Annotated in this window: 21 protein-coding genes; 12 read left to right on the top strand and 9 right to left on the bottom strand. The window is 60.6% G+C overall.

Going from position 1 to position 22,487, the window contains the following annotated elements; genetic code table 11:
- The first annotated feature begins 239 nt into the window (after nt 1–239).
- Nucleotides 240–1,286, top strand: coding sequence for a DUF6515 family protein (locus tag LOY55_RS26780; protein ID WP_109786336.1), 1,047 nt, complete (start codon nt 240–242; stop codon nt 1,284–1,286).
- Here LOY55_RS26780 and LOY55_RS26775 read toward each other — a convergent pair.
- Together LOY55_RS26775 and LOY55_RS26770 are read right to left on the bottom strand one after the other, a co-directional pair.
- Nucleotides 1,271–2,176, bottom strand: coding sequence for a cation diffusion facilitator family transporter (locus LOY55_RS26775; RefSeq protein ID WP_077431215.1), 906 nt, complete (start codon nt 2,174–2,176; stop codon nt 1,271–1,273). The genes LOY55_RS26780 and LOY55_RS26775 overlap by 16 nt on opposite strands.
- Nucleotides 2,177–2,206: 30 nt before the next feature.
- A complete protein-coding gene (locus tag LOY55_RS26770) occupies nt 2,207–2,626 on the bottom strand; it encodes a hypothetical protein (protein ID WP_046028688.1) in 420 nt (139 codons plus the stop codon).
- A gap of 110 nt (nt 2,627–2,736) precedes the next feature.
- Here LOY55_RS26770 and hrpB point away from each other — a divergent pair, with 110 nt between their 5' ends.
- Nucleotides 2,737–5,253: an ATP-dependent helicase HrpB gene (hrpB, locus tag LOY55_RS26765; RefSeq protein ID WP_109786335.1), complete on the top strand. Its 2,517-nt coding sequence runs from the start codon at nt 2,737–2,739 to the stop codon at nt 5,251–5,253.
- Nucleotides 5,254–5,379: 126 nt separating this feature from the next.
- Here hrpB and LOY55_RS26760 read toward each other — a convergent pair whose 3' ends face one another.
- The gene (locus tag LOY55_RS26760) at nt 5,380–6,300 is read right to left on the bottom strand and encodes a LysR substrate-binding domain-containing protein (RefSeq protein ID WP_046028870.1); all 921 of its coding nucleotides are present in this window, start codon (nt 6,298–6,300) and stop codon (nt 5,380–5,382) included.
- Between the two features lie 225 nt (nt 6,301–6,525).
- Between LOY55_RS26760 and LOY55_RS26755 the strand changes: the two genes are divergently transcribed.
- From LOY55_RS26755 to LOY55_RS26735, 5 genes are all read left to right on the top strand, one after another.
- A complete protein-coding gene (locus LOY55_RS26755; RefSeq protein ID WP_223525573.1) occupies nt 6,526–8,019 on the top strand; it encodes an aldehyde dehydrogenase in 1,494 nt (497 codons plus the stop codon).
- A gap of 31 nt (nt 8,020–8,050) precedes the next feature.
- A complete protein-coding gene (locus LOY55_RS26750; protein WP_109786332.1) occupies nt 8,051–9,421 on the top strand; it encodes an aspartate aminotransferase family protein in 1,371 nt (456 codons plus the stop codon).
- 393 nt (nt 9,422–9,814) lie between these two features.
- Complete coding sequence (locus LOY55_RS26745) at nt 9,815–10,801, top strand: ABC transporter substrate-binding protein (RefSeq protein WP_046028681.1); 987 nt, start codon at nt 9,815–9,817, stop codon at nt 10,799–10,801.
- 9 nt (nt 10,802–10,810) lie between these two features.
- Complete coding sequence (locus LOY55_RS26740; RefSeq protein ID WP_046028679.1) at nt 10,811–11,614, top strand: ABC transporter permease; 804 nt, start codon at nt 10,811–10,813, stop codon at nt 11,612–11,614.
- The gene (locus LOY55_RS26735; RefSeq protein WP_223525572.1) at nt 11,602–12,438 is read left to right on the top strand and encodes an ABC transporter ATP-binding protein; all 837 of its coding nucleotides are present in this window, start codon (nt 11,602–11,604) and stop codon (nt 12,436–12,438) included. Before LOY55_RS26740 ends, LOY55_RS26735 begins: the two co-directional genes overlap by 13 nt.
- 117 nt (nt 12,439–12,555) lie before the next feature.
- Here the strand turns inward: LOY55_RS26735 and LOY55_RS26730 are convergent, their stop codons facing one another.
- Together LOY55_RS26730 and LOY55_RS26725 are read right to left on the bottom strand one after the other, a co-directional pair.
- Nucleotides 12,556–13,632, bottom strand: coding sequence for an endonuclease/exonuclease/phosphatase family protein (locus LOY55_RS26730; protein ID WP_223525571.1), 1,077 nt, complete (start codon nt 13,630–13,632; stop codon nt 12,556–12,558).
- Nucleotides 13,633–13,867: 235 nt separating this feature from the next.
- Nucleotides 13,868–14,542, bottom strand: coding sequence for a YciC family protein (locus tag LOY55_RS26725; RefSeq protein ID WP_046028868.1), 675 nt, complete (start codon nt 14,540–14,542; stop codon nt 13,868–13,870).
- 178 nt (nt 14,543–14,720) lie between these two features.
- On the opposite strand from LOY55_RS26725, the gene LOY55_RS26720 reads away from it, so the two are divergent.
- The 3 genes from LOY55_RS26720 (at nt 14,721) to LOY55_RS26710 (ending at nt 16,731) form a co-directional block, all read left to right on the top strand.
- The gene (locus LOY55_RS26720; protein WP_223525570.1) at nt 14,721–15,479 is read left to right on the top strand and encodes a DUF2076 domain-containing protein; all 759 of its coding nucleotides are present in this window, start codon (nt 14,721–14,723) and stop codon (nt 15,477–15,479) included.
- A 138-nt stretch (nt 15,480–15,617) separates the two neighbouring features.
- Nucleotides 15,618–16,097 carry an NYN domain-containing protein gene (locus LOY55_RS26715; protein WP_007946629.1) on the top strand — a complete coding sequence of 160 codons (480 nt, stop codon included), beginning with the start codon at nt 15,618–15,620 and terminating at the stop codon, nt 16,095–16,097.
- Nucleotides 16,098–16,119: 22 nt separating this feature from the next.
- Nucleotides 16,120–16,731, top strand: coding sequence for a PolC-type DNA polymerase III (locus LOY55_RS26710; protein ID WP_046028672.1), 612 nt, complete (start codon nt 16,120–16,122; stop codon nt 16,729–16,731).
- A gap of 88 nt (nt 16,732–16,819) precedes the next feature.
- Here LOY55_RS26710 and LOY55_RS26705 read toward each other — a convergent pair whose 3' ends face one another.
- The 3 genes from LOY55_RS26705 to LOY55_RS26695 all read right to left on the bottom strand — a co-directional run bounded on the left by LOY55_RS26705 (nt 16,820) and on the right by LOY55_RS26695 (nt 18,551).
- Nucleotides 16,820–17,656, bottom strand: coding sequence for an IS3 family transposase (locus LOY55_RS26705; RefSeq protein ID WP_223525384.1), 837 nt, complete (start codon nt 17,654–17,656; stop codon nt 16,820–16,822).
- A complete protein-coding gene (locus tag LOY55_RS26700; protein WP_046033372.1) occupies nt 17,653–17,958 on the bottom strand; it encodes an IS3 family transposase in 306 nt (101 codons plus the stop codon). Before LOY55_RS26700 ends, LOY55_RS26705 begins: the two co-directional genes overlap by 4 nt.
- Before the next feature lie 134 nt (nt 17,959–18,092).
- Nucleotides 18,093–18,551: an Lrp/AsnC family transcriptional regulator gene (locus LOY55_RS26695; RefSeq protein ID WP_109786329.1), complete on the bottom strand. Its 459-nt coding sequence runs from the start codon at nt 18,549–18,551 to the stop codon at nt 18,093–18,095.
- 163 nt (nt 18,552–18,714) lie between these two features.
- On the opposite strand from LOY55_RS26695, the gene yedA reads away from it, so the two are divergent.
- Nucleotides 18,715–19,641 carry a drug/metabolite exporter YedA gene (gene yedA / locus LOY55_RS26690; protein WP_223522709.1) on the top strand — a complete coding sequence of 309 codons (927 nt, stop codon included), beginning with the start codon at nt 18,715–18,717 and terminating at the stop codon, nt 19,639–19,641.
- Nucleotides 19,642–19,719: 78 nt separating this feature from the next.
- A complete protein-coding gene (locus LOY55_RS26685; RefSeq protein WP_223522710.1) occupies nt 19,720–21,054 on the top strand; it encodes a DEAD/DEAH box helicase in 1,335 nt (444 codons plus the stop codon).
- Between the two features lie 120 nt (nt 21,055–21,174).
- On the opposite strand, the gene LOY55_RS26680 is transcribed toward LOY55_RS26685, so the two are convergent.
- Nucleotides 21,175–22,419, bottom strand: coding sequence for a TIGR03862 family flavoprotein (locus LOY55_RS26680; protein WP_258667119.1), 1,245 nt, complete (start codon nt 22,417–22,419; stop codon nt 21,175–21,177).
- Nucleotides 22,420–22,487: the final 68 nt, after the last annotated feature.

Genomic DNA, 22,487 nt, shown 5'->3' with positions numbered 1-22,487 from the left:
GGGGATGTGCCGGCCCCCGAGCTGCACACTGTCCAGAAGACGGGGTGAGGTGAGCCGACGTCATAAGCGTCGAGCACGGACGAAGTTCTCAAAGGGAGGCCGACGGGTCTCCCTTTTCTTTTGCCTGCGATTTCTGCACAGCCCTCAATAAATAAGTTTCGCGACTGATAACCTGTTTCAGAACCGGCCTGAACTTTCCCAGTCTTACGTACAGGCCCTAACCCGTAGTGAGGAAAAGCATGAAGTCGCGCATCTGGCGTTTGGCCGGTGTTGGTTTGTTGTGTGTCGGAGTCACTGCGCAATCACTGGCCGATGATCAACAAAACCGTGGTCCCGAAGGCGGGCAGCATGAGGGCGGCGGTCATCAGGGCAACGGTCAGGGGCATGGCGGTAACAATCAGCCGCACCCGCAGAACAACGACATCATTCGTGGCGACAACAGCCGCCAGTTCGAGCACAACGGTCAGGGTCAAAATAACGGCCAGCGGGAAAATCAGAACCATCCTGCGCCGGACTTCAACAGCCGGGTTCGCTCGCCGCCACCGCCGCCGCAATTGCCAGCGAATGACCTGCCGATTGACCCGCCGATCCACAGCCGCCCCGACACCGTGCGCCAGACCCAGCCACCGCAGCGTGGTTACTATCAGGATGTGCCTCGGCGTAACGATTACAACCAGCACTGGAATGGTTACACCGGTGCGCCGACCAATGACAATCACTGGCAGGGCGGTCGTCCGCCGGGGCATGGCAATGGCTGGGGACCAGGGCCGCGATACCGTCCGGGTCAGGAAATTGATCGCTTTCCAGACCGCGAATACCGCGTGCCTTACCGTGGCATGGATTACTTCTATTCCGGCGGTTACTGGTATCGCCCGCTGGGGCCGCACTATGTCGTGGTGCAACCGCCGCGCGGGATTCGTGTCAGCTATTTGCCTGACTATGCCGAGCAAGTCTTGATTGGCGGGTCGATGCTGTTTCTGGCGGCCGGCTCGTATTACGCCTATCAGGAGAGCACTCAGGATTACATGGTGGTCGAGCCTCCGGTTGGAGGCCCGCAAGCGCAACAACCGGCCAGCAATAGTTATGACGTGGAGGCGTATCCGGCCAACGGGCAGTCGCCGGAGCAGATCAGTCGAGACGGTTACGAGTGCTACCAATACGCGGTGCAGCAGAGTGGCTTCGACCCGCGAACCGCTACCTACCAACCGGACTCAGCGGTGGTCCAGGCCTACCGACAAGCCGAGGGCAATTGCCTCGGCAGTCGCGGTTATCAGGTCACGTTCTGAGCCTTGGCGGCCAGCACCACTTCCTGCGGGTCGGCGTGCACCAGCACTTCGGCTTTCGGGTAGGCGGCATGAATCGCATCGGCCGCCTGGTCGCTGATGCCGTGGGCGACAGACAGCGTCAAACTTCCCGGCAACTCCAGGTGCAATTGCACGAACCACTGGTTGCCGGAAATCCGCGTGCGCAGGTCATGCGCCCCTAAAACCCCCGGCACACTGCAGGCCAGTTCGAGCATGTGCTGGCTGACTTCGGGCGGCAGTTCTTCATCCATCAACACCGTAAAACTTTCCCGTGCGATCTGAATCGCGCTCCACAGAATGTAGATGGCAATGCCCAGGCCAAACCACGCATCCAGCTGATGCCAGCCAAACCCGGCCAGCACCAGTGCCACCAGAATGCTGCCGTTGAGCAGCAGATCCGAACGGTAATGCAGCGAGTCCGCACGCACCGCGTTGGAGCCCGTCGCCTTGACCACCCGGTGTTGAAGCATCAGCAATGCCAGCGTCAGCACCAGGGAAAACACGATCACCCCGATGCTGATCCACGGCGCTTCCACCGGTACGGGATGCTGGAGCCGATCAAAGGCCTGCAGGGCGATCAGCACCGCACTGCCGCCAATGAACAGCGCCTGAGCCATGCCCGCCAGCGACTCGGCCTTGCCATGCCCGTAACGGTGATCGTCATCGGCCGGGCGCAAGGCGTAATGCACCGCCAGCAAGTTGAGCAGCGAGGTGACGCCGTCGAGCGTCGAGTCGGTCAATCCGGCGAGCATGCTCACCGAACCGCTCAACCACCAGGCGATGCCTTTGGCGACGATCAGCGTACAGGCCACCGCCACCGAGGCACGGGTCGCCAGCCGCAGCAGGCGGGCGTGTTCGGAGCTGGAATTCATAGGGGCGGCATTTTCCTTTGGGGGCATCGATTACGCGGCAGGTTGCAGGCCGAACATGGCCAGTTGCTGGGCGCTGCCCTTGTGTTGAATCAGGCGTGGGTCGTCCAGCGGAAAGCTGCGGCCCAATTCTGTTTCGAGAATAGTCTGCAACTTGTGATTATCGACCTTGCCGTCGGCGCCGATCGCTTCCTTGAGTTTTTCCGGTGCAACCTGCGCGGTCTTGCCCGGCTCGAAATAGATCGCCCCGGTGGCGAAGTCCACGGCAAAGGCGATCAGGCCGGGGATGATGTAGAACAGCAGGCCCACAGCATCCAGCGCCGCGACAGCCGGGTCGATCTTGCCGTCAATTTGCCCACGGCGATCGGGATAGAAAATCGAGCCGCACGCCGTAACCTGGGTCAGCAGGGTCGCGACCAATACACCGCCAATCAAGCGAAAGGGAACACGCATGGAAAAACTCCTGAGTCATCTGGAAAACGAAGCATCGTTGTTATGAATTAGGACCGCGACAAACACCGAGCAGTTCGTCGTTATACTCGCCGCTCTGTTTGGGAGCCAGCATGAATTCTTTGCCGATTGATGAAGTTTTACCCGCCCTGCGTGAAGCCTTGGCGACACGCCACGAAGCCGTGCTCGAAGCACCGCCCGGTGCCGGTAAAACCACGCGCGTGCCCTTGGCCTTGCTCAATGAGCCCTGGCTGGCCGGGCAGACCATCCTGATGCTTGAACCGCGTCGTTTGGCGGCGCGGGCGGCGGCAGAGCGCTTGGCCAGTGAGTTGGGCGAGAAGGTCGGTGAAACCGTCGGCTATCGGATTCGGCTGGACAGCAAAGTCGGGCCCAACACCCGCATCGAAGTGGTCACCGAAGGCATCCTCACGCGGCGCCTGCAAGATGACCCGGCGCTGGAAGGCGTGGGTTTGCTGATCTTCGACGAATTCCACGAACGTAGCCTCGACGCTGACCTGGCGTTGGCCCTGAGCCTGAATGGCCGGGAGTTGTTTCGCGACGATCAACCGCTGAAAATCCTCTTGATGTCCGCAACCCTGGAAGGCGAACGCCTGGCCGGGTTGCTGGACGACGCGCCGATCCTGCGCAGTGAAGGGCGCATGTACCCGGTGGCGATGCGCTGGGGCCGGCCGTTTCAGTCAGGTGAGTTCATCGAGCCGCGCCTGGTGCAAACCGTCCTCGAGGCCTTGAACGATGAAACCGGTAGCCTTCTGGTGTTCCTGCCGGGGCAAGCGGAAATCCGTCGAGTCCATCAACAATTGGCCGATGCGCTGGGCGACAACACGCCGGTGCTGCTTTGCCCATTGCACGGCGAACTGGACCTGGCCGCGCAGCGAGCCGCGATCGACCCGGCACCCGCAGGCAAACGCAAAGTGGTGCTGGCGACCAACATCGCCGAGACCAGCCTGACGATCGATGGCGTGCGCGTGGTCATTGATGCCGGGTTGGCGCGAGTGCCGCGTTTCGACCCCGGCAGCGGCATGACCCGCCTCGATACCCAGCGCATTTCCAAAGCCAGTGCCACTCAACGCGCAGGCCGGGCCGGGCGGTTGGAGCCGGGCGTGTGTTATCGCCTGTGGTCGCAGGATCAACACGAACAACTGGCGGCGTATGCCAGTGCGGAAATTCTCTCGGCCGATCTCGCGGGCCTGGCGTTGCAACTGGGGCGCTGGGGCGTGACACCGGGTCAGTTGGTTTGGCTGGATGTACCGCCGGCCGCTGCTTATGCACAGGCGCAGGATTTGCTGGATCGTCTGGGCGCGCTGGATGGCGACGCATTGACCCGTCACGGTCAGGCCATGGCCGAACTGCCGGCGCATCCGCGCATCGCGCATTTGCTGTTGCGCGGGCAGGCGCTCGGTTTGGCCGACATGGCCTGCGATGTCGCGGCATTGCTCGGCGAGCGAGATATCTTGCGCGGTGCCGGGGCGGATCTGCACAGTCGTCTGGTGTTGTTGTCCGGCGAAGAGCGAGCCGCGCGGGGGGCGCAGGGCGGTGTTCAGCGCGCCCGGCAACTGGCGCGGCAATATCGTGGTTATTTGCGCGGCAAAGCGTCGGAACCGGTCAGCGATCCCGATCATTCACGCTGGCTCGGTGCGTTGCTGGCGCTGGCCTATCCCGACCGCGTGGCCCAGCAACGACGGGCCGGTGGCGCGGAATATCGCCTGGCCAACGGCCGTGCGGCGCTGTTCGCCGAAGCGGACAGTTTGATGAAGCAACCGTGGCTGGTGATCGCCGATCTCGGCAGTCGTCAGGGCCAGCGTGAAGAGCGAATTTATCTGGCGGCGGATTTCGATCCGGCACTGTTCGACACGGTGCTCGCCGAGCAAGTGCGCAACGTCGATCAACTGGATTGGGACGAGCGCGAAGGCGTGTTGCGCGCCGAGCGTCAGCGCAGGGTGGGTGAGTTGATCCTCAGCCGCGAACCGTTGACCGGCCTTGATGAAACCGCTCGCAGCCAGGCTTTGGTGAACCTGGTGCGGCGCAAAGGCCTGGAGCTGTTGCCATGGACGCCGGAGCTGCGTCAGTGGCAGGCGCGGGTCGCGTTGTTGCGCCAGTTGGACCTTGCCGGCAAGGGCGACAGTGAGTGGCCGGATGTCAGCGACGTCGCCCTGCTGACAAATCTTGAACAGTGGCTGATGCCGTATCTGGGCAAAGTCTCGCGACTGAGTCATTTCGCCAATCTGGACTTGTCGAGCATCGTCCACAACCTGCTGCCGTGGCCGCTGCCGCAACGGCTGGATGAGCAGGCGCCGCATCATCTGAGCGTACCGTCGGGTTCTTCGATTCGTCTGGACTACAGCGAACAGCCACCGATTCTGGCGGTGCGTTTGCAGGAACTGTTTGGCCTGGCCGAGACACCGCGCATTGCCGGTGGCCGGCAAGTGGTCAAGCTGCACCTGCTGTCGCCTGCGCGGCGCCCGGTGCAGGTGACGCAGGATTTGGCGAACTTCTGGCGCAGCACCTATGCCGATGTGAAGAAGGATTTGAAGGGGCGGTATCCGAAGCACTATTGGCCGGACGATCCGCTGGTGGCCGAAGCGACGGCGCGGATCAAACCCCGTAAGTAACGTTTACTCTGATCGTTCCCACGCTCTGCGTGGGAACGCCGCCATGGACGCTCTGCGTCCGCCTTTGTGACGCGGAGCGTCACGGGATCCATTCCCACGCGGAGCGTGGGAACGATCAAATAACGATCAAGGTTTGGTCTGGGCCTTGGCGGTCAATTGCTCCCGGCAATAATCGGCAAACAACTGCGCCGGTTTGGTCAGTTGCCCGCGCTTGAGCCACGCCGCCACCAGCCCTGAGCCGGTGACGTCTTCGACGATGTCCACGCACACCACTTTCTGGCCGTCGTAGGTGCACTCCGAATGCGGCCGCGTGACCAGGATCGAAAAGCCGAACCCTTGGCCGACCATGCCCCGGACCATCTCGATTGACGGTGAGCTGAAGGCAATGTTCGGCGACAGGTTCAATTCTTCGAAGAGGCTGACGAAGTAGGTCCGGCTCGGTTGCACATCCAGCAGAATCATCGGCTCCAGGCACAGATCGCGCAGCGACACTTGCTTGAGCTGGGCAAAGCGATGATCCGCCGGCAGCAGCGCATAAGGTCGCTGCGCCGGCATCAGCGGTTCGGTCTGGATGGTGGCGTCGAGGTCGTGCTCGTACAGGATTGCCAGGTCGAAGGTGCCCGACGTCAGGCCTTGTACCAGCTCTTGCTGCTCGCCGTCGCGGATGCGGATTTTCACCCCCGGATACAGCGCCGAGAACCCGGCAATCAATTGCGGCAGGTACAGCGGCGCGACCGTTTCGAAGCAGCCGATATCGATTTGCCCGGCCACCACGTCGTTGTCGGCCAGGGCGTTCTGTTCGAACTCCTTGGCCATGCGCAGCAGCTCCTGAGCCTTGCGGTAGAAGCGCGCACCGCTCGGGGTCAAGGACACGCCCTGGGCGTGATGACGGATCAGCAGTTGCACGCCGAAGCTGTCTTCCAGGCCTTTGATCGCCGTGGAAATCGCCGGCTGGGCGATGTACAGCTTGCGCGAGGCCTCGGCGACGCTGCCGCATTCGACGGTGGTGATGAAGTATTTCAGTTGACGCAAGTTGTAGGCAGCCACGGCAAACCTCGGGGTGGATGATCCAGGCATCCAGGCAATATTCGCGCCGACTGCGTCCGTTCTGACGACGGTGTTGTTGTGCCTGAACAATAACCACATACCGCGCCACGGGGGAGGTTGGCTGCCCAGTTTTTTCATGGTCTGCGAAAACATTTTTACTATTTTTCGTGGACACGGGGCTGGGCCACCATCCAATCACAAGAAAAGCCCCTGGAGCATCTGAACGTGTTCGAGCTTGCATATTGGCAACACAAAGCCGCTGCGCTGCAGTTTCCCGACCGGGCCGTGATCGACGGCAAACTTCGTGCTGCGCAGTCCGGCCAGACGTTCGCCGCGATCAACCCCGCCACTGGCCAATGCCTGGCCAACGTCACCGCGTGCGGCGACGAAGAGGTCAACGCTGCGGTCAGCAATGCACGACAGGTGTTCGACGCCGGCACGTGGTCGGCGCGTTCGCCCATTGAGCGCAAGCAAGTGCTGCTGCGCCTGGCTGACCTGATCATGACCCACCGCGAAGAACTGGCGCTGCTGGACTCGCTGAACATGGGCAAACCGGTGATGGACGCCTACAACATCGACGTGCCGGGCGCCGCCGGGGTGTTTCGCTGGTACGCCGAAAGCCTCGACAAACTTTACGATCAGGTGGCTCCCAGCGCGCAAAACGTCCTGGCGACCATCACCCGTGAAGCACTGGGCGTGGTCGCTGCCGTGGTGCCGTGGAATTTCCCGCTGGACATGGCCGCGTGGAAACTCGCGCCGGCCTTGGCCGCTGGCAATTCGGTGATTCTCAAACCCGCCGAGCAATCACCGTTCTCTGCGTTGCGCCTGGCCGAACTGGCGCTCGAAGCAGGCTTGCCGGCAGGCGTGTTGAACGTGCTGCCCGGCCTCGGCGAGCAGACCGGCAAAGCCCTCGGTTTGCACCCGGACGTGGATTGCCTGGTGTTCACCGGTTCCACCGAAGTCGGCAAATACTTCATGCAGTATTCCGCGCAATCGAACCTGAAACAGGTGTGGCTGGAGTGCGGTGGCAAGAGCGCGAACCTGGTGTTCGCCGATTGTCAGGACCTTGACCTGGCCGCCGAGAAAGCCGCATTCGGGATCTTCTTCAATCAGGGCGAAGTCTGCTCGGCCAACTCGCGATTGCTGGTGGAGCGTTCGATTCATGACGAATTTGTCGAGCGCCTCATGGCGCAGGCCGAACGCTGGCTGCCGGGTGATCCGCTGGACCCGGCGAGCGGCGCCGGAGCGATTGTCGACAGCCGCCAGACCGCGCGCATCATGAAGTTCATCCAGCAAGCCGAACGTCAGGGTGCGACTAAGGTGTGCGGTGGCCGGCAGTCGATTTTCAACGGTTCAGACAACTTCATTCAACCAACGATTTTTACGGGCGTGAGCCCGGACATGCCGCTGTTTCGCGACGAGGTGTTCGGCCCGGTGCTGGCCGTCACGGCGTTCGATGACGAGGCACACGCCTTGCAACTGGCCAACGACAGCGTCTACGGTCTGGCCGCTTCGCTGTGGACCGACGACCTCAATCGCGCCCACCGTGTGGCGCGGCAATTGCGAGCGGGCACCGTGTCGGTCAACAGCGTCGATGCGCTGGACGTGACCGTGCCTTTCGGTGGCGGCAAACAGTCGGGCTTCGGCCGTGATTTGTCGCTGCACTCATTCGATAAATACACCCAGTTGAAAACCACCTGGTTTCAGCTGCGCTCATAACAGCCGCTAATAACAAAACGGAGAACTGGCGATGACATCACCACGTGAAACCCGCGACTACCAGGCCGCCGACGCTGCGCACCACATCCACGCATTCGTCGATCAAAAGGCACTCAATGACGAAGGACCCCGGGTGATGGTGCGTGGCGAGCGCCTGCACCTGTGGGACAACGACGGTCGGCGTTATCTGGACGGCATGTCCGGGTTGTGGTGCACCAACCTTGGTTACGGGCGCAAGGATCTGGCGGCGGCGGCGACTCAGCAGCTTGAACAACTGCCGTACTACAACATGTTTTTCCACACCACCCACCCACAGGTCATCGAGCTGTCGGAGCTGCTGTTCAGCCTGCTGCCGGGGCACTACAGCCACGCGATCTACACCAACTCCGGCTCCGAGGCCAACGAGGTGTTGATTCGCACCGTGCGCCGTTACTGGACGATCCTCGGCAAGCCCGAGAAGAAAGTCATGATCGGGCGCTGGAACGGTTACCACGGTTCGACCCTGGCCGCGACGGCGCTCGGTGGCATGAAGTTCATGCACGAAATGGGCGGCATGCTTCCCGACATCGAACACATCGATGAACCGTACTTTTTCGCCCACGAAGGTAACCTGACGCCGGCTGAATTTGGCCTGCGGGCCGCGCAGCAACTGGAAGCGAAGATTCTCGAACTGGGCGCCGACAAGGTCGCAGGTTTCATCGCCGAACCGTTCCAGGGCGCGGGCGGGATGATCTTTCCGCCAGAGAGCTACTGGCCGGAAATCCAGCGTATCTGCCGCAAGTACGACGTGCTGTTGTGCGCCGACGAAGTGATCGGCGGCTTTGGTCGCACCGGCGAATGGTTCGCCCATGAACACTTCGGTTTCGAGCCGGACACCTTGTCCATCGCCAAGGGCCTGACTTCGGGTTACATCCCCATGGGCGGGCTGATCCTGTCGAAGAAAATGGCCCAGGTGCTGGTGGAGCAGGGCGGGGTATTCGCCCACGGCCTGACCTATTCCGGGCACCCGGTGGCGGCGGCGGTGGCGATAGCCAACCTCAAGGCGTTGCGCGATGAAGGGGTGGTGACGCGGGTCAAGGATGACATCGGCCCGTACCTGCAACAGTGCTTGCGCGAGGTGTTCGGCAATCACCCGTTGGTGGGCGATATTCAAGGCGTCGGCATGGTCGCGGCGTTGCAATTGGCCGAGGACAAAACCAGCCGCAAGCGCTTTGCCAACGAGAACGACATCGCCTGGCGTTGCCGCACGATCGGCTTTGAAGAGGGCGTGATTATTCGCTCGACGCTGGGGCGGATGATCATGGCTCCAGCGTTGATTGCCACTCGGGAAGAGGTTGATGAGTTGGTGGGTAAAACCCTGAAAGCGGTGGATCGCACGGCTCAGGAATACGGCCGGCTCTGATATTGCCGGAAGGTCCTGCGGACCTTATCGCGGGCAAGCCCGCTCCCACAGAAATGTGTGTCGGTTGCGAAAATTTGGTACGGCACAGGACCTGTGGGAGCGGGCTTGCCCGCGATAGCTATTGTCCAATCGCTAGACTTTTTCAGTCTTGCACCCTCCTTGGGCATCCCCGCCCGCAATGCCCTTTGACCGTGCGCACTACCCAGTTTTTTCATCACTCCCAACGACATATTTCCTGATTTTCCTATTCCCGGCCTTGGGCCAACATCGACTTCGCCAGTCAGCCGAACGCTGCTCACCAAGAGGTCCATCAGAGACCACCGGTAGCCGCTTCAATCAGGCTCCTGGCCGTACTGCCCATCAAAACTAAATCAACAGCTTTGGGAGTGCTCCATGATCAAGTCCTTGCTTACCCGTTTCGCTCATCCCCTGGCGGTCACCGCCATTGCCGCCACGGTCGCGACCAGTGCCCAGGCCGGCACCCTGTCCATCGGCCATACCACGTGGGTCGGTTACGGCACCCTCTACCTCGCCCAGGACCTGGGCTACTTCAAGGAAAACGGTTTGACCGTTGAATTGCCCGTCGTCGAAGAAGCGTCGATGTACATGGCCGCCCAAGCCTCGGGCGAATTGTCGGGCTCGGCGTCGACCATCGACGAAGTGCTGAAATACCGTCCGCAATTCTGCTTCAAAGCGGTCGCCGCACTGGATGACAGCCATGGTGGCGACGGCGTGCTGGTGGGCAAGGACGTCAAGAGTTTGCAGGAGCTCAAAGGCAAGGCGGTGGCGGTGAACGAAGGGTCGACCTCGCAGTTCTGGTTGTCGTATCTGCTGAAAAAACACGGCATGACCATGAGCGACATCACCGTGCAGAACATGACAGCTGACGACGCCGCGACCGCGTTCATCGCCGGTCGCGTGCCGGCCGCCGTGACCTGGGAGCCGCATCTCTCGATGGTCCGTGACAAGCAGCAAGGCAAGGTGTTGATCGACAGCAGCAGCACGCCGGGCGTGATTGTCGACGTGGTTGCGCTGAACTGCTCGGTCATCGAGAAGCAGCCAGAAGACGTAAAAGCCTTGGTCGCCGGGTTGTACAAAGCGGTGAAATACACCCAGGAACACCCAGAAGAAGCCTACAAAATCATGGCCAAAGGCGTCGGCGGTTACCTCGCCGATCCGAAGGAACTGGCCGCCGCCGCGCAAGGCGTGCGCTTCTACGATCAGGCCATGAGCGAAAAACTGCTCGGCTCGCCAGGCAAGCCGGGCGACAGCGCACCGTTGATCAAACTGGCCAACGAAACCGCCAGTGAATTGCAGGGCAAGCCCTACAACGTCAGCAATGACGACCTGATCGACAACCGTTTCGTCAGCCCGCTGTAGGAGGTTTGCATGTTCAAGCGCAATTCATGGCTGAGCCGCTGCATCACGCCCAAGACTGGCCTGCCGGTGCAGGTCATCTGGAGCGCGAGCGGTCTGGCCTGGGTTCTATTGATCGGTCTGTGGGCCGGGTTGTCTTACGGTGGCGTGGTGCCGGGGATGTTCCTGCCGACGCCGGGCGCGGTGGTTGAGGCCGCCGTGCGCCTGAGTCGCGACGGCACACTCGGTCTGCATGTGTGGGCCAGCCTCGAAGTGGTGGTGGTCGGTTTTGTTGTCTCGTCGCTGGTGGCGGTGCCGCTGGGGTTGTTGATGGGCAGCTTCCGCATCGTTCAGGCCTTCCTTGAACCGATGGTCAATTTCATCCGCTACCTGCCGGTGACCTCGTTCGTGCCGCTGTTCATTTTGTGGATTGGTATCGGCCTGGAGCAACGAGTCTCGGTGATCATCTTTGGTGTGTTCTTCCAGCAACTGGTGATGATCGCGGACGTGTCCAAGGGCATCTCCAAGGACCTGATCAATGCGTCCTATACCCTCGGTTCCAATCGTCGCGATGCGGTGCTGCATGTGATCGCCCCGGCGTCGTTGCCGGGTGTGCTCGACACCTTGCGCGTGACCATGGGCTGGGCCTGGACCTACCTGGTGGTCGCTGAGCTGGTCGCCGCTTCCAGTGGCCTGGGTTACTTGAGCCTCAAAGCCATGCGTGGCTTTCAAGTGGATGTGATTTTCCTGGCAATCGCGATCATCGGCCTGTTGGGCCTGGTCACCGATCAACTGTTTCGTTTCCTACGTCTGAGGATCGCCGCATGGGCTCAGTAAGCGCCGTCAACCCTCGCTTCGTCACACCCTCGGCCGCGCCGGTACAGGCCGCCCCAAGGCTGCAAGTGGACAAGGTCAGCCTGCGCTATCAGAAACCTGACGGTGGCATGTTCACCGCACTGGAGCAGGTGTCGTTCGAGGTGCCGGATCAACAATTCGCCGTGCTGGTCGGGCCTTCGGGTTGCGGCAAGTCGAGTCTGCTGTACCTCACCGCCGGCCTCAACGAACCCACGGAAGGCGAGATCTACGTCGGTGGCCAGCAAGTTCAGGGGCCGGGCGCGGATCGCGGCATGGTGTTCCAGAGCTACACGTTGTTCCCGTGGCTGACGGTTCGCCAGAACGTCGAGTTCGGTCTCAAACGTCGCAGCATGGCGGCGGCACAGCGCAAGGAAATCGTCGACTACTACGTCAATGAAGTCGGCCTCACCGGGTTTGCCGACAACTACGCCAAGCAGTTGTCCGGCGGCATGATGCAGCGTGTGGCGATTGCCCGGGCGCTGGCCAATGATCCGCAGATCCTGCTGATGGATGAACCGTTCGGCGCGCTCGACAGCCAGACCCGCCTGCAAATGCAGCAGCTGTTGCTGCGGGTTTGGGGTAACAGCAAGAAGACCGTGTTGTTCGTGACCCACGATATCGACGAGGCGGTTCTGCTCGGCGACCGGGTCTACGTGATGGGCGCCAGGCCTGGGCGGATCAAGCAGATTCTCGACGTGCCGATCGAACGCCCACGGACTCTGGACATGGTCATGGAGCGCTCGTTCATCGACATGAAGCGCAAGATCTTCGGGCTGCTGCATGACGATCTGGAAGAGGTTCATTGAACCTGCGCGATCCCTGTGGGAGCGGGCTTGCCCGCGATTGCATTCTGTCAGTTGGCATGTATTTAACCTGACACACCGCTATCGCGGGTAAGCCCGGCTCCTACAGGTTTTGCATTGTCAGTTGGCGGGCAAAAGGAACCTTGCGATCACCGGCAAGTGATCGGAGATGCGCAACGTATCGTCCTGCCTCACCGTTGCTTCGACCCGTTTGATGCTCGGGCTGTAGAACAGGTAGTCGACCGTCCGGTCCGGGCCGCTCAAGCCTGGATCATTCGGGTAATGCGTCAGCCACTGTGCCCGATCGACGCCGCTGGCTTCGTTGTTGGTCGGAATCATCGGGTACTTGTCCCACAGCACATGCAGTGCACTGTCGGCGGAGTAGGGGGTGCGTTGCTCGTCGGGCAATCGGCGAAATTGCCCCAGCGGCAGCAGGTTGAAGTCGCCACCAATCAGCCATGGCGTGCCACGGCTTTCGAACTTGTCGAGGACTTTGGCGACGGCTGTCACTTGGGCTTGCAGTGTTTCGTCGGGCTGGGTGGCGCGGTCCAGATGGGTATTGAGCAGTGCCATCTGCCCGCCGTCGTTCAGCGGCAGATAAGTGACCAACACGGCGTTTTTCGGTTTGAATTGTCGGCTGATGAAATTGGCCGGTTCGACCGGCAATTGCAGGCGTTCGGCGTGTTCGATCTGGTAACGGCTGAGCGTTGCCAGTTGCCGACCGACACTGCCGGAGATGTGTGGGTCAGGCACGAAGTCGGCCTTCCAGTCGAAGGCACGGGCGCTGCACGGGTACAGGTCGGCGACCCGTTCTTGCAGGAGCTTGAACTGGTTCTGGTAATCGCTGGCCTTGGCGCCGTCATCGAGTTCCTGCAACAACACAACGTCGGGGTTTTCGTCGCGAATCACCCGCGCCACTTCATCGAGGCTGAAGGCCATGTCTTCAGGGGTGGGGCTTTCGTCATCGCCCTGGGCCAGATCGTTCCAGAACACATAGCGCTTGCCCGCCAGGTACTGAACGTTCCAGGTCATCACTTTCAAGGCCTGGCCGGGCACCAGCGTCGGTGCATGGGCATTGCAACTGACCGGCAATACTTCCTTGGCGTCGGGGCGCCACGTCAGGTTGTAGATCAGCAGTGCGAAAAAGCCGATGACTGTCAAAAGGCTTAGCAGGGTGTAGCGCAGTAGACGGGGCATGGCTCGGCTTATAGCGTTACAAAAGATGGCCCGAGCATAACCGAGCGTCGGACGTAAGCCCAAGGGCCAAACGCAATAGCCGTAACACGCACCTGTAGCAGCTGGCGAAGCCTGCGTCCGGCTGCGTAGCAGTCGTCATCCAGCGCGTGCGGTTTACCTGATGCACCGTGGGCACCGATTTTACGACTGCTGCGCAGCCGGACGCAGGCTTCGCCAGCTGCTACAGGGGTGTCAGTCAGAGTGGCCGGTCAATCTGCTCGGGTGCATCGCCGATCAGCATGAACAAACGGAACAGCACCACGCTGGTGAACAGTTGCAGGAAGCTGTGAGCACTGTCGATCAGCAGGGAAATCACCGGGTTCTGTGGCTCCGGGTACACCGCGAGGGTGGCACCCTTGAGCAGCCACAACGGGGCCATCACGCACAGGATGCACACCAGAATGCGCATGAAATGGCCGCGGGTCAGGCGCAGGCTTTCTTTCATGGCCGCCAGTGGGGCCATGCCGCGCAGCACCAGCAAATACTCGCCGAACGCCAACGTCACCATCAGCCAGATGCCCGGCAGGAAATACAGCGAAAGGCCGAGCAGAATCAGCAGGGTATTGAGCGCCGTCAGCAGGGCGAAGCGCGGCCACAAGTAGGCGGACCTCGCCAGCAGGTCGCGATTGCGCGGGGATTCGCCCCGGCTGCGGGCGTCGAGAAACAGGATCAGGGCGGCGGTGTACAGCGGATAAACCAGCAAGCCGACGATCACGCTGACGCCGGGAAAACTGTCCGGTTCGGTGGAGTGGTCGACCACTTGTTGCAGCAGCGCCTCGAAGATCACCAGCGGCAGGCACAGTTGCACGATCTGGCCCAGATTGCGCTTGAAGAAATACAAGGAGTCACGCAGCACGTCGAACGGATTCATCAGTCGGTATCGCAGGTTGGAAGCAGTGGTCCACTTTAACCGATGAAACACTTGGAAACGCAAACGTAAACGTTAGGTAAAGCTCATTGAAACAACTTGTTTCAGCCTCCATTAAGGTCGAGCACCTTATCCTCTTTGGAAAAGGACAACGATTTCCCCGGCAATCTACGAGGTCGCCATGAACAGCGAAGAACAAACCCTGATCGATGGACTGTTTTCCCGGCTGCAACAGGCCGAAACGGATTCAGCCCCGCGCGACGCCCAAGCCGAGGCGCGGATCAAGGAGCACCTGACTCGCCAGCCCGCGGCCGGCTATTTCATGACCCAGGCCATTCTGGTTCAAGAAGCCGCCATCAAGAGCCTCGACGAACAGAACAAACAACTGACCCGGCAAGTGCAGCAATTGCAGGCCGAACTGCAATCGGCCAAGGCACAGACAGCGGCCCCGGCCCCGAGCAGTGGTGGCTTTTTGTCGAGCATCTTCGGCAGCAGCGCCCGTGATCCGCAGCCGGCCCCGACCCAGAGCGCACCGCCGTCCACCGGTGGCTGGCGTGAACCGGCACGGCCATCGTTCAACTCACAAGCGCCACAGCAGAACTTTGGTACCGCACCACCCCAACAAAATTACGCCCCTCAGCAGCAAGCGCCGGCGGCGGGCAGCGGTTTTCTCGGCGGTGCGCTGAAAACGGCGGCGGGCGTGGCGGGTGGCGTGATGCTGGCACAAGGCATCAGCAGCCTGTTCCATCACAATCAGCAACCGGAAGTGGTTGAAGTCATCAAGGAAGAGCCAGCCCAGGTCAATGACCAAGGCAACAATGGCTGGGGCGATGACCAGCGCATGGCCGACAACTCCAACGATCAGGGCGGTTTTGCCAACACTGACTACAGCGATGACGACTCATCGTTCTTCGGCAGCGACGACGACTCCTTCGTCTGATATGCCATTCGTCCGGGGCGCGACCGTGCCCCGGGCCGATTATTCGCGGAACAATCCTTCGGGCTGGCATACTGGGCAACTTTTCGGGCCAGGTGCCTGATCTCGCCTGCGCGCCTGTGCGCCAAGAGGAAGCCCGCGGTGAAAAAAATCGCAGTGTTCGCCGATGTTCAAAACCTCTATTACACCGTGCGTCAGGCCTACGGTTGCCACTTCAACTACGCCGCGTTGTGGGCTGATATCAGCAAACAGGGCGAGATCGTCGAGGCCTATGCCTACGCGATCGATCGCGGTGACAGCAAGCAGCAACAGTTTCAGCAGATCCTGCGCAATCTCGGTTTCACCGTGAAGCTCAAGCCCTATATCCAGCGCAGCGACGGCTCGGCCAAGGGCGACTGGGACGTAGGCATCACCCTCGACATCATGGACGCCGCCGATCATGTCGACGAAGTGGTGCTGGCCTCCGGTGACGGTGATTTCGACATGCTGCTGGAACGCATCATCAGCAAACACGGGGTGCAAGCGGTGGCCTATGGCGTACCGGGCCTGACCGCCAACTCGCTGATCCGCGCCGCCAGTCGTTATGTGCCGATCGAAGGCGCCTTGCTGCTCAAGAATTGATTTTTACGGAGTTGAAACAGGTTTGGAACGCATCGCAGTCATCGACTTTGAAACCACCGGGATCTCCCCGAGCAGCAGCTGCCGGGCCACGGAAATTGCCGTGGTCATCCTTGAAGAGGGGCGCATCGTCGAGCGTTACCAAAGCTTGATGAATGCGGGCGTGCGCGTCCCGGCGTTCATCGAGCAACTGACCGGCATCAGCAACGCCATGCTGCGCACCGCGCCGTCGGCGGAGCAGGTGATGAACGAGGTGAACGAGTTCGTCGGCTGCACTCCGTTGCTCGCGCACAATGCGGCGTTCGACCAGAAGTTCTGGGACTTCGAACTGGGGCGGATCAAACGTACGCGTTTGCAGAACTTTGCCTGCTCGCTGCTGCTGGCCCGGCGCCTGATGCCCGCCGCGCCGAACCATAAGCTCGGCACGCTCACCACATTTGCCAACCTGCCCGATACGGGCAAGGCTCACCGGGCCATGGCTGATGCCGAGATGGCCGCGAATCTGACGACGCACTTGATGGAAGAATTGCAGCGCAGGCATGGGCTGCGTGAGTTGTCCCATGATTTGCTGTGCGGCTTGCAGAAAGTGCCGGCGGCGAAGATCAACGAACACCTCAAGCGCCATCGCGGATTCTAATACCACCGCAAACTCCCCTGTCCCTGATCGTTCCCCTGTAGGAGCCGAGCTGAACTGGTCAAGTAATCTCGGACACCGATTACGGTGTTTATGCCGCTTTTTGCTCCATGGCTATTGGCGACAGGTAGTCGTTATAGCTATGGAGTCTGGTGCGGTTGTAGTACATGAAGAAGCGCACGATATCGGTTTTGGCTTCCTCGATCAGGCTGTAACCGCCACGAGGCACCCACTCTGACTTGAGCGTGCCGAAAAAGCGTTCTGTCGGCGCATTATCCCAGCACTGCCCGCGATGACTCATGCTTTGCAAAATGTCGTGTTGCAGCAGCTCTTCTTGAAACTTGCGACTGGTGTACTGACATCCCTGATCTGAGTGAAACATCAGCCCAGGAGGACACGTTCGTACCTCTGTCGCCATACGCAGCGCTTTGCTGACCAAGTTGGCGTCATTGACCAGAGAAAATGCCCAGCCAATAACCCTTCGGGCATACAGATCGATCACGATGGCCAGATGAACCCAACGTTTGCCCACCATCAAACTGGTGACGTCGCCACACCAAACCTGATCGATTGCAGTCGGTTTGAAGTTGCGCTTGAGCCGATTGGGCGCGACAAATGCTTCCACTCCTTTGGATCTGAAAGGGTGAGGCTGGCGTTGTTTACTGACGATATTGGCCTCTCTCATCAGCGCTCTGACAAGACTCCTTCCAGCTGTAATGCTTTGGGATTTCAGGCCTTTACTGATCATTCTGGAGCCCATGGCTTCGCGGCTTTCGCTGTGCAGCTCAACTACTTTCAGCTTGAGCTCTTCGCGTTTGCGCCTCGGTTTGGCGCGTCGCTGAATCCACTCATAAAAGCTGCTGCGCTTCACACCGAAAACACGACACACCACAGCCGTCGGGAATGACTCTCTTAGCTCTGCGATCATCGAAAACGATCGGGATCCGACATCAAGAGAGCGGTAGCCTTTTTTAGGATATCGGCTTCCATCTCCATGCGCTTGATCTTGGCTTTTAGTTCCTGGATCTGGCGCTGATCTTCGGTGATTGCCTTGGTGCCTTTGACTGGCTGCCCTTCACGTTCCTTACGAACCTGATCGACCCAGCGCCGTAAAGCGGTGGGCCCGATATCCAGCGATGCACAAACATCTGAAACCGGGCAGTTATCATCAAGCACCATGCTGGCAGCATGAAGCTTGAACTCGCGCGTATAGACCTTTCTTTCGTTCATGGAGCCTCCAAGTTGGCGAAATCATATCGCCCTTAAGAGGTGTCCGAAATTATTAGGCCAGTTCAAGCTTGCTCGCGATGGCGGCATGTCAGTCACCCTCAATGTTGACTGTTAAACCGCCATCGCGAGCAAGCTCAGCTCCTACAGCCATTGCCTTCGATGTGCCCCAGCGGCACGCGCTTCTCTATCGCACTCGACAACACAATCGACGTCTTGCTGAAGCCAAACGTGGCAATCCGGTTGATCAACTCCTCCAGCTCCGGCATCGAGCCCACCGCCGCTTGCATGATCACGCACGGATCGCCGGTCACCCGGTGGCATTCGGTCAGTTGCGGGATTTTGATCAGGTCGTCGTAGGCCTTTTGATTGCCATGCTGGTTCAAGCGCAGCTCGATGACGCACTGGATCGGCAAGCCGAGCTTGGCCATGTCGACTTTTGCCTGATAACCGGTGATCACACCGCTGGCTTCCAGCTTGGCCACACGCTCGGCCACGGCCGGGGCGGACAGGTTGACCTTGCGCGCGAGGTCGGCGTAGGACGCACGACCGTTTTCCAGCAGGGCACTGAGCAGCATGCGGTCGTATTTGTCCATGGTCGTCTTCCTGAAAAGTGACTGACTTTCGAAAGCACGGTTTATATCGATAACCACCGTTCTTTGAAAAGTGTACCGGCGCTATAAACAGGTTTTGTAACTTATTTTTAGCCGTTGGCCTTTCTAGAATAGCGGTTCTCTTGTCTTTGCCTGCGAGCGCACCATGCCTGGCCTTCGTCGCTTTCCCTTACCGTTGATCGCTGCCTTTTTCGCCTTGTACGTGATTTGGGGCTCGACGTACCTGGTGATTCGCATCGGCGTGGAATACTGGCCGCCGCTGTTGCTCGCCGGGGTCCGCTTCGTGATCGCCGGGTCGTTGATGTACGCCTTCCTGCGCTGGCGCGGGGCGCCGGCACCCACCTGGGCGCAGTGGAAAGCGGCGGGGATCATCGGGATCTTGCTGCTCAGCTGCGGCAACGGCGCGGTCAGCGTGGCGGAGCACACGGGCGTGGCCTCTGGTGTCGCGGCGTTGGCGGTAGCGACGGTGCCGCTGTTTACCTTGCTGTGCGGCTATTTCTGGGGCGCGCGTAATACACGTCTGGAATGGGCCGGGATTGTGCTCGGACTGATCGGCATCGCCATGCTCAACCTCGGCTCCAATCTGCAATCGAGTCCGTTGGGCGCGGCATTGCTGATATTTGCCGCTGCCTCCTGGGCTTTCGGCTCGGTGTGGAGCAAACATTTGCCGTTGCCCCAGGGTGCCATGGCCAGTGCCGTGGAAATGCTGGTGGGCGGCGTGGTGTTGCTGATCGGCAGCGCGGTCAGCGGTGAGCATCTGCAGGGCATGCCGCCAATTGAAGGCTGGGCGGCGCTGGCGTACCTGACCGTCTTCGGTTCGATCATCGCGTTCAACGCCTACATGTACCTGCTGAAAAATGTGCGTCCGGCGGCTGCCACCAGTTATGCCTACGTCAATCCGGCGGTGGCGGTGTTGTTGGGGATCGTGTTTGTCGGCGAGACCATAGGGATCGAAGAAGGGCTGGCGATGCTGGTGATCATCAGCGCCGTGGTGTTGATCGGTTTGCCGCAGTGGCGTCGTACGCCTGTGCAGCCGACTGTAGCCGCGCCGACAGAATCGCGAGTGAATTAGGGTAAACTGCGCGCCATTGCATCTTGTTTTGCACACTTGTTTTGAAAAACCCGCGCTGAATTTTCCTACGGTACTCCCATGACTTTCGCCACCCTTGGCCTGATCGAACCCTTGCTGCGCTCTCTCGAGACGCTCGGCTACCAGACCCCGACGCCGGTTCAGGCGCAAGCCATTCCGGCGGTGCTGGCCGGTCGCGACCTGATGGCCGCCGCTCAGACCGGCACCGGCAAGACCGCCGGTTTTGCGCTGCCGCTTCTGCAATTGCTGGCCATGGAAGGGCCGAAAGTCACCGCGAACTCGGTGCGCGCACTGATTCTGGTGCCGACCCGTGAGCTGGCGGAACAGGTTCACGAAGCCGTGAGCCAGTACGCCGAGAATCTGCCGTTGCGCACTTACGCGGTGTACGGCGGTGTCAGCATCAACCCGCAAATGATGAAACTGCGCAGCGGCGTCGATCTGCTGGTGGCGACGCCGGGCCGTTTGCTCGACCTGTTTCGTCAGAACGCGCTGAAGTTCAATCAGCTGCAAACCCTGGTGCTGGACGAAGCGGATCGCATGCTCGATCTGGGCTTTTCCGAGGAGCTGGGGAACATTTTCAAGGCGCTGCCGAAGAAGCGTCAGACGCTGTTGTTCTCGGCGACGTTCTCCGATGCGATCCGCACGCTGGCCGGGCAAATGCTCAACGACCCGCTGAGCATCGAAGTCAGCCCGCGTAACGTGGCCGCCAACACGGTGAAACAGTGGGTCGTGACGGTAGACAAGAAGCGCAAGCCGGAGTTGTTCATTCACTTGCTGCGCAAGGGCAAGTGGAAGCAAGTGCTGGTGTTCGCCAAGACCCGTAACGGTGTGGACGCACTGGTGGAAAAACTTCAGGGACTGGGCGTCAATGCCGACGGCATTCACGGCGACAAACCACAGGCAACGCGCCAGCGCGCACTGGACCGTTTCAAGGCCAGCGAAGTACAGATCCTGGTGGCGACGGACGTCGCGGCCCGTGGTCTGGACATCGAAGACTTGCCGCTGGTGGTCAACTTCGACCTGCCGATCGTGGCCGAAGACTACATCCACCGCATCGGTCGTACCGGCCGTGCGGGCGCCACTGGGCAGGCCATTTCGTTGGTATGTGCCGATGAAGTGAATTTGCTGTCGGCCATCGAGACGTTGACCCGTCAGACATTGCCTCGGCAAGTGGAGCACGACTTCGAACCAGAACACCGCGTGCCGGACACCGATGCCAGCGGTCAGGTCGTCAAGAAGCCGAAAAAACCGAAGAAGCCAAAGACCTCCGGTGGCGGCAAGCGCAACCTGGGCAAGTGGGTTGAGAGCGGGGATGCTTCGGCGCCGGAGCCTTCGATCAAACCTGTGCGTAAAGTGCCGGTGTTCAACACCGGGCCGCGTAAGCGTAAGCCTTAACAGCTGTGGCGAGGTGATCGTTCCCACGCTCCGCGTGGGAATGCCTCAATGGACGCTCTGCGTCCGCTGTTGGGACGCAGAGCGTCCCGGGCTGCGTTACCACGCCCCGCGTGGGAACGATTATCCGTGGCGGTGTTTCAACCACTCCACCATCCCCATCCCCGCCGCACGCCCGCTGGCGAAACACGCGGTCAGCAGGTAGCCGCCCGTCGGCGCTTCCCAGTCCAGCATCTCCCCCGCGCAGAACACGCCAGGCATTTGCTTGAGCATCAATCGCTCATCCATTGACTCGAACAACACACCGCCAGCACTGCTGATGGCTTCGTCCAGTGGACGGGTTTTTACCAGCGTCAGTGGCAACGCCTTGATCGCTTTGGCCAGCAGCGCCGTGTCGCTGAAGCAGTCGGCCGGGGTCTGTTCACGCAGTAACGCTGCTTTGACCCCATCAATGCCCAGCTGACTGTGCAGGTGTTTGGCCATCGAGCGTGAACCGCGAGGTTTGCTCAGTGCCGCCTGCACTTTATCCACAGGCCTGCCGGGCAGCAGGTCGAGATGAATAGTTGCGCAGCCGTGCTGGTTGATGGCATCGCGAATCGGTGCCGAGAGGGCGTAGATCAAACTGCCTTCAATCCCGGTGGCGGTGATCACGCATTCGCCGAGCCGTGGAACGTCGTCATTGAGGCCGATGGCGATGTTTTTCAGCGGGGCGCCGGCGAATTTACTGACCATCAGTTCGCTCCAGGCCTGCACCTCGAAGCCGCAATTACTCGGTTGCAATGGCGCCAATCCTACGCCGCGCTGATCCAGTGGCAGCATCCAGGCACCGTCCGAACCCAGGCGCGACCAACTGCCGCCACCGAGGGCCAGCAGCGTGGCGTCCGGCGCCAGGTTTTTTTCACCCTCGGGACTTGAGACTCTCAGGCTGCCATCGGTATTCCAGCCGAGCCAGCGGTGGCGGGTGTGGATAACTACGCCGGCGTCTCGCAGGCGTTTGAGCCAGGCCCGCAACAGCGGCGCGGCTTTCATGTCGGTCGGAAACACCCGGCCGGAACTGCCGACAAAGGTTTCGATACCCAGGTCATGAATCCATTGGCACAGCGCGTCGGCGCCAAAGGAGCGCAGCAGCGGTGCAATCTGCGGGGCGCGCTCGGCGTAGCGCGAAAGAAACGCCGGATAGGCTTCGGAGTGGGTGATGTTCATGCCGCCGACACCGGCCAGCAGGAATTTTCGTCCCACTGAAGGCATGCCGTCGTAGAGGTCGACCTTGATCCCGGCCTGGCTCAGGACTTCCGCCGCCATCAGGCCGGCAGGGCCACCGCCGATGATGGCGACTTGAGGGGAGGGTGGATTCGACGGCTGGGTCATGATGAGCGCTGCAGTGTGGCGGAATAGCCGCGCATTCTAGCAGTACCCAATTACTGTGGGAGTGGCGG

Source organism: Pseudomonas sp. B21-040 (assembly GCF_024748695.1).
Taxonomy (GTDB): Bacteria; Pseudomonadota; Gammaproteobacteria; order Pseudomonadales; family Pseudomonadaceae; genus Aquipseudomonas.
This window is presented reverse-complemented; position numbering and strand designations above follow the sequence as displayed.

Bases quoted from the DNA above. Each gene is read 5' to 3' on its own strand.
- LOY55_RS26780 (WP_109786336.1), top strand. From the start codon at position 240: ATGAAGTCGCGCATCTGGCGTTTGGCCGGTGTTGGTTTGTTGTGTGTC.
- LOY55_RS26775 (WP_077431215.1), bottom strand. From the start codon at position 2,176: ATGAATTCCAGCTCCGAACACGCCCGCCTGCTGCGGCTGGCGACCCGT.
- LOY55_RS26770 (WP_046028688.1), bottom strand. From the start codon at position 2,626: ATGCGTGTTCCCTTTCGCTTGATTGGCGGTGTATTGGTCGCGACCCTG.
- hrpB (WP_109786335.1), top strand. From the start codon at position 2,737: ATGAATTCTTTGCCGATTGATGAAGTTTTACCCGCCCTGCGTGAAGCC.
- LOY55_RS26750 (WP_109786332.1), top strand. From the start codon at position 8,051: ATGACATCACCACGTGAAACCCGCGACTACCAGGCCGCCGACGCTGCG.
- LOY55_RS26745 (WP_046028681.1), top strand. From the start codon at position 9,815: ATGATCAAGTCCTTGCTTACCCGTTTCGCTCATCCCCTGGCGGTCACC.
- LOY55_RS26740 (WP_046028679.1), top strand. From the start codon at position 10,811: ATGTTCAAGCGCAATTCATGGCTGAGCCGCTGCATCACGCCCAAGACT.
- LOY55_RS26735 (WP_223525572.1), top strand. From the start codon at position 11,602: ATGGGCTCAGTAAGCGCCGTCAACCCTCGCTTCGTCACACCCTCGGCC.
- LOY55_RS26730 (WP_223525571.1), bottom strand. From the start codon at position 13,632: ATGCCCCGTCTACTGCGCTACACCCTGCTAAGCCTTTTGACAGTCATC.
- LOY55_RS26725 (WP_046028868.1), bottom strand. From the start codon at position 14,542: ATGAATCCGTTCGACGTGCTGCGTGACTCCTTGTATTTCTTCAAGCGC.
- LOY55_RS26720 (WP_223525570.1), top strand. From the start codon at position 14,721: ATGAACAGCGAAGAACAAACCCTGATCGATGGACTGTTTTCCCGGCTG.
- LOY55_RS26705 (WP_223525384.1), bottom strand. From the start codon at position 17,656: ATGATCGCAGAGCTAAGAGAGTCATTCCCGACGGCTGTGGTGTGTCGT.
- LOY55_RS26700 (WP_046033372.1), bottom strand. From the start codon at position 17,958: ATGAACGAAAGAAAGGTCTATACGCGCGAGTTCAAGCTTCATGCTGCC.
- LOY55_RS26695 (WP_109786329.1), bottom strand. From the start codon at position 18,551: ATGGACAAATACGACCGCATGCTGCTCAGTGCCCTGCTGGAAAACGGT.
- yedA (WP_223522709.1), top strand. From the start codon at position 18,715: ATGCCTGGCCTTCGTCGCTTTCCCTTACCGTTGATCGCTGCCTTTTTC.
- LOY55_RS26685 (WP_223522710.1), top strand. From the start codon at position 19,720: ATGACTTTCGCCACCCTTGGCCTGATCGAACCCTTGCTGCGCTCTCTC.
- LOY55_RS26680 (WP_258667119.1), bottom strand. From the start codon at position 22,419: ATGACCCAGCCGTCGAATCCACCCTCCCCTCAAGTCGCCATCATCGGC.